Source organism: Georgenia yuyongxinii (assembly GCF_006352065.1).
Classification (GTDB): Bacteria; Actinomycetota; Actinomycetes; order Actinomycetales; family Actinomycetaceae; genus Georgenia; species Georgenia yuyongxinii.
Map to the genome: position 1 here is coordinate 1,387,023 of NZ_CP040915.1, position 12,657 is coordinate 1,399,679.

Annotated in this window: 11 protein-coding genes; 6 read left to right on the forward strand and 5 right to left on the reverse strand. The window is 74.3% G+C overall.

Going from position 1 to position 12,657, the window contains the following annotated elements:
* Positions 1-7 precede the first annotated feature (7 nt).
* From FE374_RS06325 to FE374_RS06335, 3 genes are all read left to right on the forward strand, one after another.
* Positions 8-1,063: an ADP-ribosylglycohydrolase family protein gene (locus tag FE374_RS06325; RefSeq protein ID WP_223173659.1), complete on the forward strand. Its 1,056-nt coding sequence runs from the start codon at positions 8-10 to the stop codon at positions 1,061-1,063.
* Positions 1,060-2,055, forward strand: coding sequence for a PfkB family carbohydrate kinase (locus tag FE374_RS06330; RefSeq protein ID WP_139927734.1), 996 nt, complete (start codon positions 1,060-1,062; stop codon positions 2,053-2,055). Before FE374_RS06325 ends, FE374_RS06330 begins: the two co-directional genes overlap by 4 nt.
* Positions 2,056-2,118: 63 nt before the next feature.
* On the forward strand, positions 2,119-4,821 hold the full coding sequence (locus FE374_RS06335; protein WP_139927735.1) for an FtsK/SpoIIIE family DNA translocase: 2,703 nt from the start codon (positions 2,119-2,121) through the stop codon (positions 4,819-4,821).
* Positions 4,822-4,879: 58 nt separating this feature from the next.
* On the opposite strand, the gene FE374_RS06340 is transcribed toward FE374_RS06335, so the two are convergent.
* A complete protein-coding gene (locus tag FE374_RS06340) occupies positions 4,880-6,229 on the reverse strand; it encodes a CapA family protein (protein ID WP_139927736.1) in 1,350 nt (449 codons plus the stop codon).
* 63 nt (positions 6,230-6,292) lie between these two features.
* Between FE374_RS06340 and pgsA the strand changes: the two genes are divergently transcribed.
* The 3 genes from pgsA (at position 6,293) to FE374_RS06355 (ending at position 8,027) form a co-directional block, all read left to right on the forward strand.
* Entirely contained in the window at positions 6,293-7,009 is a 717-nt protein-coding gene (pgsA, locus tag FE374_RS06345) for a CDP-diacylglycerol--glycerol-3-phosphate 3-phosphatidyltransferase (RefSeq protein ID WP_230978490.1), read from the forward strand.
* Complete coding sequence (locus FE374_RS06350) at positions 7,010-7,486, forward strand: CinA family protein (protein WP_139927738.1); 477 nt, start codon at positions 7,010-7,012, stop codon at positions 7,484-7,486.
* Between the two features lie 238 nt (positions 7,487-7,724).
* Positions 7,725-8,027: a helix-turn-helix domain-containing protein gene (locus FE374_RS06355; RefSeq protein ID WP_139927739.1), complete on the forward strand. Its 303-nt coding sequence runs from the start codon at positions 7,725-7,727 to the stop codon at positions 8,025-8,027.
* Between the two features lie 64 nt (positions 8,028-8,091).
* On the opposite strand, the gene FE374_RS06360 is transcribed toward FE374_RS06355, so the two are convergent.
* From FE374_RS06360 to FE374_RS06375, 4 genes are all read right to left on the reverse strand, one after another.
* Positions 8,092-8,898: an Fpg/Nei family DNA glycosylase gene (locus FE374_RS06360; RefSeq protein WP_139927740.1), complete on the reverse strand. Its 807-nt coding sequence runs from the start codon at positions 8,896-8,898 to the stop codon at positions 8,092-8,094.
* Entirely contained in the window at positions 8,885-10,225 is a 1,341-nt protein-coding gene (locus FE374_RS06365) for an MFS transporter (RefSeq protein WP_230978491.1), read from the reverse strand. Before FE374_RS06365 ends, FE374_RS06360 begins: the two co-directional genes overlap by 14 nt.
* Complete coding sequence (locus tag FE374_RS06370) at positions 10,222-10,809, reverse strand: ArsR/SmtB family transcription factor (RefSeq protein WP_139927741.1); 588 nt, start codon at positions 10,807-10,809, stop codon at positions 10,222-10,224. Before FE374_RS06370 ends, FE374_RS06365 begins: the two co-directional genes overlap by 4 nt.
* 165 nt (positions 10,810-10,974) lie before the next feature.
* Entirely contained in the window at positions 10,975-12,495 is a 1,521-nt protein-coding gene (locus FE374_RS06375; RefSeq protein ID WP_139927742.1) for a M20/M25/M40 family metallo-hydrolase, read from the reverse strand.
* Between the last annotated feature and the right edge of the window lie 162 nt (positions 12,496-12,657).

Here is a 12,657-nt window from a genome sequence, read left to right on the forward strand (position 1 = left end):
TCGTCCGGTGACGGCGGCGACCGTGCGTGACCGCGCCCGGGGCGCCCTGTGGGGGCTCGCGGTAGGCGACGCTCTCGGCATGCCGACCGAGGGGCTGTCCCGCGCGGCCGTGCTCGTCCGGTACGGCCTGGTCGATCGTTTCCACCCTGGTCCGACCGATAGCGAGATCGCACCCGGCCTGCCGGCCGCGCACGTCACCGACGACACCGACCAGGCCGTCATCGTCGGCCGCCTCCTGGTCGCCGGCGGGGGGCGGGTCGACCACGCTGACCTCGCCGAGGAGCTCCTCGCCTGGCAGGAGCGGATGCAGGCGGCCGGCGTGGCCAGCCTGCTCGGCCCGTCCACCCGGCGCGCCCTGGAGTCGATCCGGGCAGATGGTCCCTCGCCCACCTCCGGGCGCTGGGGCGACACGAACGGTGCCGCCATGCGCATCGCCCCCGTCGGCATCGCCGTGCCGGGCCGGCCGCTCGCGACGCTCGTCGACGCCGTCGTCACGACGAGCGAACCGACGCACAACACCCACGTCGCCCTGGCCGGCGCGGCAGCCGTGGCCGCCGGCGTCTCCACCGCGATCGACGGTGGCAACCTCGCCGCCGTCCTGGACGCCGCGGCGCTGGCCGCCCGGGCCGGCGCGGAGCGCGGGTTCCACACCACGGCCCCGTCGGTGGCCGCCCGGCTCGAGAACGCCGTCCGGCTGGTCCGCGCCGAGGCGGGCGACGGGGACCCCGAGGAACGGATCGACGCCGGCTGCGAGGTCATCGACGAGGTGGTGGGCACGTCGATGGCCACCCAGGAGTCCGTGCCGGCCGCCTTCGCCGTGCTCGCCCTGGCGGACACGGTCCGGCCCGGGGGAGCGGCCGACCCGTGGCTGGTGTGCCGCCTGGGAGCGAGCCTGGGCGGGGACAGTGACACGATCGCGGCGATGGCGGGAGCGGTCTCGGGCGCGTTGGGCGGCGTCGACGCGCTGCCCGCGGCGGCACGTGAGCAGGTGGCGGCCGCCAACCCGGGGCTCGCGCTGGATGCCCTCGCCGACGACCTCCTCGCCCTGCGGGATCGGCGGTGACGGCGCCCGCCCCGGCTGAGGGGCCCGCCGCGGCGGCCCCCGGCACCCGGTTCGTCTCCACCGGGTCGGTCGTGGTGGACGTGCCCCTGTCCGTGCCGCACCTGCCCGAGCGCGGCGGCGACGTCCTGGCCGGCGGTGGCGGCGCCGTCGTCGGTGGCGGCTTCAACGTGGTGGCAGCCGCGGCACGGCAGGGCGCCGACGTCACCCTCGCCAGCCCCGTCGGCACGGGCCAGTGGGGCACGCTCGTGCGCGCCGCCCTGGGCGCCGAGGGCGTCACGGTGCTCACCGCGCCGGCGGAGGGGGACACCGGGCTGGTGCTCACCCTGGTCGAGCCCGACGGCGAGCGCACCTTCGTCACCACCGTCGGGGTCGAGGGACGGCCCCGGGCGGAGGAGCTCGCTGCCGTGCCGGTGCAACCCGGCGACGTCGTCTACGTCTCCGGCTACGACCTCGCCTACCCGGCCGCCGCGCCCGTGGTGAGTGCCTGGGCCGCCCGGTTGCCCGCCGGGGTGCGGCTGCTGCTGGACCCTGGCCCCCTCGCGGGCGAGATCGACGCGGTGGTCCTGGGCCCGGTGCTGGCGCGGTGCGATGTGCTGACCGTGAACGCTCGCGAGGCGATGCTGCTGTCGGGCGTGGGCGCGGGCGACGTGCTGGCGGACGCCGGTTCACCACCGCCGGTCCTGGCCGCGGTGCGCCGGCTCGTCCCCGGCAGCTGTGCGGTGCTGGTCCGGGTGGGCGAGCGCGGCTGCTGGGTGAGCGAAGCGGCCGGCGCACCCGCGCGGCTGGTGCCCTCCCGGCTGGTCCGGGCCGTGGACTCGACCGGCGCCGGGGACGCCCACACCGGGATCCTCGCCGCCGCGCTGCTCACCGGTGCAGGACTGCCGGACGCCGTCCGGCGTGCCAACCTCGGCGCCGCCCTCGCTGTGACGCGTCCGGGGCCGGCCACCGCGCCCAGCCGCGCCGAGCTCGACGAGCTGCTCCTCGAGGCGTGACGCGCGGCACGAGCGGCGCGGCGGGGTGCCGTGCCCGGACGGCGACGCTAGGTTGGGCGAATCATGGCTAGCCGTGCGACTTCCCCCGGACGGTCGGCCTCGACGGCACGTGGTTCATCCGCGCGCAGTTCTCGCGGAGGCAAGGGATCTCGTGGCCGCGGGCGCTCGACGTCATCGTCGCGCCCTCGTCGCAGCTCATTCCCGGTACGCCTGGTCCGTGGCATCTGGATGGGAGGAGCGCACATGGTGGCAGGTACGGCGCGCAGCGTCGGGACCAGCGCGAAGGATCTCGACCCCGCGTTGCGCCGGGACGGGCTGGCGTTCCTGCTCCTGGGGGTCGCGATCGTCATCGCGCTGCGCGAGTGGTTCGGGCTCTCCGGCATCGCCGGGGACGTCATCCACCACGTGGCTGCCGGCGTCGTGGGCGTGCTCGGCATCCTGCTGCCCGTGCTGCTGGTGGCGATGGCGGTCCGGCTCATGCGCCACCCGGAGCGGACCCAGGCCAACGTGCGGGTCAGCATCGGCATCGTCGCGATCACGGCGGCGGTGTGCGCGCTCATCCACATCGGCCGCGGTCTGCCCGCCCCCGCGGAGGGCTTCGCGGCGGTCGAGTCCGCCGGGGGGCTGCTCGGCTGGGCCGTGGGCACACCGCTGACCATCCTGCTCTCCGAGTGGGGCGCCGTCCCGCTCCTCGTGCTGCTGGCCGTGTTCGGTCTTCTCGTCGTCACGGCCACCCCGGTGGCCGCGGTCCCGCAGCGGCTCGCCGCGGCGGGCGGCTGGATGCTGGGCCGCGGGCCCGCGCAGGTCGACGAGGACGCCACGGAGGTGGTGGCCGCCGACGGGACCACCCGTCCGCCGCTGCCGCGGCGCCGGAAGAAGAAGGCGGACGCGGCCGAGGCCGTCGTCCCCGGTGACTACGTGGCCGACGAGGCCTTCGTCCAGCCCCACGAGCTCGCCCCCGCCGATGACGACGCCGCCACCGCGGCGCTGGCGGCGGCCCGGCGCGGCAAGGGCCGCAAGAAGGCTGCGGAGACCGCGCCGACCGCCGACACCGCGGGGGAGGACCACGCCGCCGAGCTGGAGGCGCCACCCACCCAGGCGCTGCCGGCACGCGCCGAGCAGCTCGAGCTGGCCCCGGACGTCATCTACACGCTGCCCGCCGACGACGTGCTCATCAAGGGCGCACCTCACAAGCTGCGCTCCGCCGCCAACGACCGGGTGGTCGAGGCCCTCACCCAGGTGCTCACCGAGTTCACCGTGGACGCGAAGGTCACCGGGTTCTCCCGGGGCCCGACGGTCACCCGCTACGAGCTCGAGCTCGGCCCCGGCGTGAAGGTCGAGCGCATCACCGCGCTGAGCAAGAACATCGCCTACGCCGTCGCCAGCGCCGACGTGCGCATCCTGTCCCCGATCCCGGGCAAGTCCGCCATCGGCGTCGAGATCCCCAACACCGACCGCGAGACGGTGGCGCTGGGCGACGTGCTGCGCTCCTCGGTCGCCCGCCGCAGCGAACACCCGCTCGTCGTCGGCGTGGGCAAGGACGTCGAGGGCGGGTACGTCGTCGCGAACCTCGCGAAGATGCCGCACCTGCTGGTGGCCGGCGCCACCGGTGCGGGTAAGTCGAGCTTCGTGAACTCAATGATCACCTCGATCATGATGCGGTCCACCCCGGAGGAGGTCCGGATGGTCCTGGTCGACCCCAAGCGGGTCGAGCTGACCATCTACGAGGGCATCCCGCACCTCATCACCCCGATCATCACCAGCCCCAAGAAGGCTGCCGAGGCGCTGGAGTGGGTGGTGCGCGAGATGGACGCGCGCTACGACGACCTGTCCATGTACGGCTACAAGCACCTCGACGACTTCAACGCCGCGGTGCGCGCCGGCAAAATCCAGCCCCTGCCCGGCAGTGAGCGGAAGATCTCGCCGTACCCCTATCTGCTGGTCATCGTCGACGAGCTCGCCGACCTCATGATGGTGGCCCCGCGCGACGTCGAGGCCTCGATCCAGCGCATCACGCAGCTCGCGCGCGCGGCCGGGATCCACCTCGTGCTCGCCACCCAGCGGCCCTCCGTGGACGTGGTCACCGGCCTCATCAAGGCCAACGTGCCGTCCCGCCTGGCCTTCGCGACGTCGTCGCTCGCCGACTCCCGCGTCGTCCTGGACCAGCCCGGCGCGGAGAAGCTCATCGGGCAGGGCGACGCGCTGTTCCTGCCGATGGGCTCGGCCAAGCCGATGCGCGTGCAGGGCGCCTGGGTCACCGAGTCGGAGATCCACGCCGTCGTCGACCACGTCAAGACCCAGCTGCAGCCCACCTACCGCGAGGACGTCATCGCCCCGGTGGTGAAGAAGCAGGTGGACGAGGACATCGGCGACGACCTCGACCTGCTGCTCCAGGCCGCCGAGCTGGTGGTCACCACGCAGTTCGGCTCGACGTCGATGCTCCAGCGCAAGCTGCGGGTGGGTTTCGCCAAGGCCGGGCGACTCATGGACCTGCTCGAGTCGCGCGAGATCGTGGGCCCGTCCGAGGGCTCCAAGGCCCGCGACGTGCTCGTCCAGCCCGACGACCTCCCCGCGACCCTGGCCATGCTCCGCGGCGAGGACCCACCGGGGGACGACGACGGCGAGCAGGCCTACGACGTCGAGTCCGACGCCGTCGAGGACCGCTACTCCGACGGCATCGAGGGCCACAGCCCGGCTGTCGCGGAGACCTGGGACGGCGAGGACGAGGGCAGCGACGAGGACGCCTGGCGGTTGACCGGCCGCTGAGGGCTCAAGCCGCGGCTGAGGTCACTCGCCCTGGCGGCGTCACTCGCCGGTTCGGGGGTCACTCGCCGCGCCGTGGCTGGACCTCGGGCGCCGCGCCCGTCGAGGTGGGGGGCACCGTCCGCTCGGGTGAGCCCATCACCTGCTGGACGCGGGCGGAACGGTCGGCCAGCGTCGCGGCGTCGAGGGTGACGCCCGGCGCCGGCGCGGTGCTCAGCGCGTGCAGGGGGTAGATGCGCTGGCCGCCCGCCCGGTCGACGGTCACGGCGGTCCAGTCCACCGCCGTCACGCGCGCCGGGAACCCTGAGGGCGCGAGGACGGTGGCGGTGACGACCAGGCCGGTGGCGGTCTCCGGCACACAGCACACCGAGTCCTGGTTGGAGATGAAGTTGCCCATGCTCCACACCACCCACGTGCCGGTCCCGTCCGGTCCGCCGGGCAGGTGCTCGATGGGCTGCGGCACGTGCGGGTGCGAGCCGAGGACGAGGTCGATCTGCCCCGAGGCCGCCAGTGTGGCGGCGGCCTCCCGCTGGGTGGCGTCGGGCGCGCCGAGGTACTCGGTGCCCCAGTGCATGGACACGACCACCAGGTCCGCCCCGGTCTGGCGAGCAAGCCTCGCTTGGGCGACCAGGACGGCGACGTTCGTGCCCAGCGACCACGCAGACTCTGCGGGCAAGGGCGGGCCGTTGAGGACCAGCGTGGTCGACAGGTGCGCGACGACGAGCCGCCGGCCGGCGCGCTCGAGCACGTAGCGCTGCGGCGCAGCAGCCTCCGCGGGCGTGCGGGCGGTGCCGACGTAGCCCAGCCCGGCGGCGGCGAGGACGTCGACGGTGTGCCTGAGACCGGGCAGCCCGCGATCGAGCGCGTGGTTGGTCGCGGTGGCGCAGCCGTCCCACCCGAGGTCGGCCAGTGCGGCCACGAGCTCGTCCGGCGCCCCGAAGGCTGGGTAGGCGGTGACCTCCTCGCCCGGTGGGGCGAGAGGCACCTCGAGCGAGCACAGTGCGAGGTCACCGCCGGCGGTCCACGGCTCCAGCCCCGCCATCAGCGGGACGAAGTCGTAGCTGCCGTCCGGGCGTTGGGCGGCGCGGTTCACCGAGGCGTGGGGGAGGACGTCCCCGGCGGAGACGATCGTGAACGTGGCCGCGCGCCCGTCGCCCGGGGCGCTGCCGGTGGGCGGCTCGGGCACTGGGGGCGATGCGGCGTCGTCGGACGGCGGGACCGAGGGGGAGCGGTTCGTCGCACCCGAGCCGGCCGAGGAGGTGGCGGCGGAGGTCGGTGCTGCAGGGCCCGGTCCGCCCGAGGACTGAGGGGCCGCGCAGGCCGCCGCGAGGGCCGCCGCGGCGCAGCAAGCCAGCACGCCCCGGCGGAGATGCCGCCCGGACGGCGTGCTGTGCCGGGCGCCGCTGCCCATGGTTTCAGCGTAGGCCGCCGAGCCGCGGACGCCGGGGAGCGCCACGGGCCATACGCTGTGCATGTGACGACCGATCCCGCGACGACGCCGCCCGGCGCCGGCCCCCCACCCGCTGACGTGCCGCTGTGGAACATCGCCAACGTGCTCACGATGGTGCGGATCGTGCTCGTCCCCGTCTTCGCGTACCTGATGCTGCAGGGCACGCCCAGCACCCGGATGTGGGCGGCGGTGGTCTTCGCGATCGCCGCCGCCACCGACAAGCTCGACGGCTCGCTGGCCCGCAGCCGCGGCCTCGTCACGGACTTCGGCAAGCTGGCGGACCCCATCGCCGACAAGGCCCTGGTCATCACCGCGTTGGTGCTGCTGTCCGCCGACGGCTCGTTGCCGTGGTGGGTCACGGTGGTGATCATCGTCCGCGAGCTGGGCATCACCGTGCTGCGGTTCTTCATGGTTCGCCGGGCGGTCATGGCGGCGTCGAAGGGCGGCAAGCTCAAGACCACCCTGCAGGTGGCCTTCATCCTGCTCCTGCTGGTCCCGTGGGCGTCGGCGCTGCCCACCGGGGTGGCGGACGTCATCAACGTCATCACCGAGGTGCTGGTGCTGGTCACCGTCGCGGTGACGGTGATCACCGGGCTCGACTACGTGGTCCAGGCCATCCGGATCGCCCGCGCGGGCCCGTCGGCGCGTGCGGACGCCGGGCGGCCGGGTGCCGAACCGGGTGCTGAGCGGCCGGGTGCCGAACCGGGTGCTGAGCGGCCGGGTGCCGAACCGGGGCGCTGAGTGCGTACCCCCGTCGACCGTGTCGTCGCTGCGCTGCTCGCCCGCCGGGCGAGCCTTGCGGTGGCGGAGTCCCTCACCGGCGGACAGCTGAGCGCCACCCTCGTCACCGTCCCCGGGGTGTCGGCCGTGCTGCGCGGCGCCGTCGTCGCGTACGCCACGGACCTGAAGGCCGACCTGCTCGGCGTCGACCGCGAGCTCCTCACCGCCAGCGGGCCGGTCCACCCCGACGTCGCACGGCAGATGGCCCGGGGCGTCGCTCGGCGGCTGGGCGCCGACCATGCCGTCGCGACCACCGGGGTCGCCGGCCCGGGGGCGGCGGACGGCCAGCCGGCCGGCACCGTCTTCGTCGCCGCGTGCGGCCCTGGGACCGAACGGGTGCGTGGCCTGCGGCTGAGCGGGACGCGCGCCGACGTCCGGGACGCCGCCACCGCCGCCGCGCTCGCGCTGCTCGCCGGCGTCCTCGACGACGGCCGATGAGGACCGCCGCGGGGGCCCGGCGTAGACGGCACGGGGAACAACGGACCACCCCGAACCGTTGTGACGAGTGATGACCACCAGCAAGTACGTGTACCGTGCCAACACATTGCGCGGATCCACCGCTGCACCGACGCGACCCCACGGTCGTGCCGATGCACGGCCAGGCAAGCGCCCGTCCCCCGCCGCGGGGTACGGTAGGACCACAACGCCCATCAGGGCAGGGGAGGAGGGCCGCACGATGATCTTGCTCCGTCGCGAGATCGGGGACGTGCTTCGTGACGCCCGCCAGCGTCAGGGCCGGACCCTGCGTGAAGTCTCCTCAGCCGCACGTGTGTCCCTCGGCTATCTCAGCGAGGTCGAGCGTGGACAGAAAGAGGCTTCGTCCGAGCTCCTCGCGTCCATCTGCGAGGCCCTCAACGTCCCGATGAGCTTCGTGCTCCGTGTCGTCTCCGACCGTGTCGCCGTCGAGGAGGGTGTGCACGTCCCGGACACCGTCCCCGACGAGCTGCTCCGCCGCGAGATTCTCGCGCCGGTCGGCTGACGCCGCTCCGTCAACGAACCGACGAGGCCCGGACCATGCGGTCCGGGCCTCGTCGTGTCCGCAGCTATGTCGGGGGCTGCCCGGGCTGGCACCGTGGGCACCAGTACACCCGGCGTGCCGTCGGCGGCCGGCCGACCTCGGCGCGGCGGATCGGGGTCCCGCAGCGCGGGCAGGACCGCCGCTCGCGCCCGTGCACGTTGGTGTCACGGCGGGTGTCGCCCGTGGCAGTCGGCACCCGCGCCGCCGCGGACCGCAGCATGAGGCGGCGCGCGGTGGTGACGAGGTCCCGCGCCGTCGGCCCTAGACCGCCGGCCGGCGCCCAGGGGGAGGCCCGCTGCGCCCAGAGCGACTCCGCCATGTAGATGGTGCCCAGTCCCGCCACCACGGTCTGGTCCAGCAGCACCTCACCGATGCCCCGCTCGCCCTGGGCGAGGATCCGGGCCGCGGCCGCCGCGACGTCGAGGTCTGGCGCCAGCACGTCGGGCCCTAGGTGGCCCAGCAGCCGGTCCTCCTCGGCTGTGGCCACCAGGTCCATCATGCCCAGGTCGATGCCGAGGCAGGTCCACTGCTGTGTGCCGAGCACCGCCCGTACCCGGTGGGACCGGTCGGCGCGGCTCACCCCGGCGGCCAGGTCGGCCGTGGGGTGCACGCGCCACAGCCCGTCCATCCGCAGGTGGGTGTGGAGGGAGCGGCCGTCGTCGAGCCGGGTCAGGAGGTGCTTGCCGTGGGTGCCGTGGCCCAGCACCCCGGCGCCGGTGAGGTCGACCCCGCCCAGCGTGGGCCAGCGCAGCTCCCCGCGGGTGAGCACCTGGCCCGCCAGCGCGGCGTCGAGCCGGCGGGCCACCCGCAGGACGACGTCACCCTCGGGCATCGGAGCCCACCTCGTCCGTGTCAAAGCTCGGGTCGGTGTTGCTCGCGGCAGTGGTGGCGGGGTGGGGCACGTGCCCCGGGGCGCGTCGGCCCTGCTCGGCCCGCTCCTGCCGACGGGCGGGCAGGTACAGCGGCGCCGCGACGGCGAGGACGGCGGCGCCCACGCAGATGGCCACGCTCAGCGAGGCGGCGTCCGCCAGCGCCGTCAGGGTGATGGTCCCGAGCGCACCGGCGGGCTGGGCGACCATGGAGTTCAGCGACAAGACCGTGGCGCGGCGTGCGCCGTCGACCTGACGGTGCAGCAGGGTCAGGTGTGCCGGATTTGCCGCCCCGTGCACCACGTAGCACGCAAGGTAGGCGGTGACGACGCCGAGCACGCCACCGAAGAGGCCGATGCCGACCACGGTGACGCCCTGCAGCACGCGCAGGAGCGCGGCGGTCCAGGCCATCCCGAGCCGGCGGCCCAGCCACGGCGTGATGGCCGCGCCGGCGGCTGAGGCGAGCCAGGCCGCCGCGCCCGCCGGGCCGGCGATCTCGGCCGCCGCCTCCGCGTCGCCGACGATCTCCGCGAGCCGGACGGGGGTCAGCGTCTCGAACGCGACCATCCCGAAGCCCCAGAACAGCTCGACGGCCACGAGGGCGCGGAGCACGCGGCCCCGCCGCAGCAGGGTGACGCCGTCGGCGATGGCGCGGGGCGTCTGGGCCGCCGCCCGCCAGGTCCCACCGGCCGCGCCAGCGCGAGGCGGCTCGGCCATCAACGTGGCGACCCCGACGAGGGCGAGGACCTGCCCGGCGAGCGCGGCGAGGACCGGGGTCGCCAGCGCCTCCACGCCGGGCAGCGGGGCCCACGCGACCAGCCCCCCGCCGGCGAGCGCGCCGCCCGCGATGGCCACGCCGAGGACGGTGCCCTGCGCGCTCAGACCGATCTCGATCCGGGTGCGCGGGTCCGCCTCGAGGGCGGCGTCGACGTACCACGCCTCCAGGGGACCGCTGTCGAGCGCGCGGAAGACGCCCTGGAGCGCGAACGCGGCGGCGAAGAGGGCCAGGCCGTCCGCCACCACGTACGTCGTCATCGCCGCGACGCCGACGACGCCGGCGAGCAGGAGCACGCGGCGGCGGCCGATGGTGTCCGCCAGGCCACCGGTGGGCAGCTCGAGGGCGAGGACGACGAAGCCCTGCAGCGACGTCACCAGCCCCACCTCGGTCAGGCTCAGGCCCCGGTCGAGCGGCAGGAGCACCATGACCGGGATGACCAGCCCCACCGGGAACCAGCGCAGGGCGGTCAGGGCCAGGAACCGGCGGCGGGCGGAGCGGGCGGTCAGGCTCACGAGGTGCCGTCCGGCACGCGTGGGAACGTGTGGAGGATGACGAACACCGGGTGGGCGTCCTCTGTCCCGGCGGGCGCCGGCGGTGCGGTGCGGTAGCGCTCGACGAGCGCGTCCACCTCGTCCACGAAGCTGTTCAGCTGGTCCGGGGTGAGATCGAGGGCATAGTCCGAGCTCCCGGCGGCGTCCTGCCACGCCGGCGGGAACGTCGCGGCCCGGGCCTGCCACGCCTCGGCCCAGGCGAGGTACTGGCGCTGGTACTCCCCGCGCAGCCAGGACTGGGCGGCCTGCGCGTCGGGGGAGCCGGCGGCGTCGCTGGCGACGATCGAGTGGCTCCCGTGGGCGGCACGCCACCACCGTTCGCGTCCCGCGCCCTCGCCGGTCTCGGTGACCAGGCCGACCTCGGCGAGCCGGCGCAGGTGGTAGCTGGTTGCCCCGGTGTTCGTGCCGAGGGCGCGGGCCAGGGTGGTGGCGGTGGCCGGTCCGTCCAGGCGGAGGGCGCTGAGCAGGCGGGAGCGCAGCGGGTGGGCGAGCACGCTCAGGGCGTGCTCGTCGAGCCGGGTGGTCGGGGCGGGCGTGGTCTCCATGAACGTGCACAATACTCGTGCACATAAAGTATGCAAGTGCCTGGAGGGCTGCGCCGGACGTCGTGCAGCACCGCCGGAGCGAGGCAGCGGGCGAGTCTGCTGTTGCGGGAGCACGAGGCGCGGGGCCGGGGCTCTGCAACCCCGGCCCCGCGCCGGCCCACGGCGTCAGGCTGCGTCGTGGTCGCCCACCGGGAGCAACTCCCGCGGGTGCGGCTTGCCGGACTTGCCGGCGCTGTGCTTGCCGTTGATGGCGGCGGTGTCCTGGGCGAGGGTGATCGCCGCATGGGCGATCGCGTCGCTCATGACGTCCAGCGCCTCGAGGTCGACGTTGGCCAGGTCGTCCTGCGCGGTGTGGTAGTTCGGGTCGTACGTGATGCCGGCGGTGCCGCCGAAGAGGGTGACCTCCTCGAGCGTCTTCACGCCGTCGGCGCCGGTGAACAGCCCCGAGGCCGGGACCCCGTTGGAGATGAACGACTGGTAGTCCGACCGGCCGGAGAACTCGGTGTCCACCCACGCCTGACCGATGCGGTCGAAGTAGCCGGTGAAGACCGCCTCCGACTCGGCCGAGCCCGTGGGCACCTCGACGGGCGCCTCGTGGGTGGACTCGTCGGCGTCGTAGACGCCGATGACGTGGTTCGGCGAGGCGACCATGTCGAAGTTGAGGTACGTCGCGATGTTCCCCAGCTCGTCGGTGCCGTTCTCCTGGTCCCTCGCGACGAGGTCGTCGACGTAGTGCCACGAGCCGAGGAGCCCGTTCTCCTCCGCGCCCCACCAGGCGAAGCGCACCTTGTTGTTGAGCTTGTTGACCTCGGCGAGCTGGATGGCCGTCTCGAGGATGGCGGCCGAGCCGCTGCCGTTGTCGTTGATGCCTGGGCCTTCGATGACGCCGTCGAGGTGGGCACCGAGCATGACCACGTTGTCCGACCGGCCCGTGCCTGTCTCGGCGATGACGTTGAACGTGGTCTCTCGTCGCGACACCGCCTGGACGTCCAGGTTCACGGTGACGGCGCCGGCGGCCACCTGGCCGAGCAGCTCCTGGCCGAGCTCCTGGGTGATGCCGAAACCGGGCACCTGGGCGTCGTCCAGGCCGCCGTAGGTGCCGTTGAGCTCGCCGGGGCCGTTGTTGTAGATGATGACGCCCGCAGCGCCCGCCGCACCGGCCGCGACGGCCTTCGCGCTGAAGGCGCAGGTGCCGCGCTGGACCAGGGCGATCTTGCCCGTCAGGTCCGCCCCGGCGTAAGCGGCCGCGTCGCAACCTTGCGGGCCCGCCGGCGCCGCCAGCTCGCCGCTCACCCCACCCGCCGGGGCGGAGGGGGAGTACTCCATCGGGGTGCCCGCGAGCTCCCGCTCCACCGGCGCGGTCTGCTCGAGCGTGGCCGACTGGAGCTCCCAGTAGTCGAACTCGAAGTACTGCCGCTGGGGCTCGTAGCCCGCCGCCCTCAGCTGGGCCTCGACGTAGTCGGCACCGGCCTCGTACCCCGGCGTGCCGGACGCGCGGTTGTCGTACTCGTCGGCGAGGGCCTGGAACGCCTCGAGGTGGTCGTGGACCGCCTCGACCGTCACCGCCCGGGTGAGCTTCTTGGAGTTGTTCGGGTTGGGTTTGGCGAGGGCCGGCGTGGCTGCCGCCGTGGTCAGGAGAATCGTGGCGGCGGAAAGGGCCGCGAGGCGTCGTCTGTCGATCTGCACGTGTGCTTCCTCCAGCTGGTGAGGCCCGGTCGGGGCCGTGGGGGACTACGGGATCGTGCCGCCCGAATTGAGGCGGTTTCTGACCGTCCCGTTCCGCTGCGCGTGGGTCAAGGCTGAATGAAGGAACAGTTCCTGCCACGGCATGAACATGCCAGGACCAGG

What these genes read in the sequence shown, in the direction of transcription:
- FE374_RS06335 (WP_139927735.1), top strand. Translation starts at nt 2,119, where the DNA reads ATGGCTAGCCGTGCGACTTCCCCCGGACGGTCGGCCTCGACGGCACGT.
- FE374_RS06340 (WP_139927736.1), bottom strand. Translation starts at nt 6,229, where the DNA reads ATGGGCAGCGGCGCCCGGCACAGCACGCCGTCCGGGCGGCATCTCCGC.
- FE374_RS06355 (WP_139927739.1), top strand. Translation starts at nt 7,725, where the DNA reads ATGATCTTGCTCCGTCGCGAGATCGGGGACGTGCTTCGTGACGCCCGC.
- FE374_RS06360 (WP_139927740.1), bottom strand. Translation starts at nt 8,898, where the DNA reads ATGCCCGAGGGTGACGTCGTCCTGCGGGTGGCCCGCCGGCTCGACGCC.
- FE374_RS06370 (WP_139927741.1), bottom strand. Translation starts at nt 10,809, where the DNA reads ATGGAGACCACGCCCGCCCCGACCACCCGGCTCGACGAGCACGCCCTG.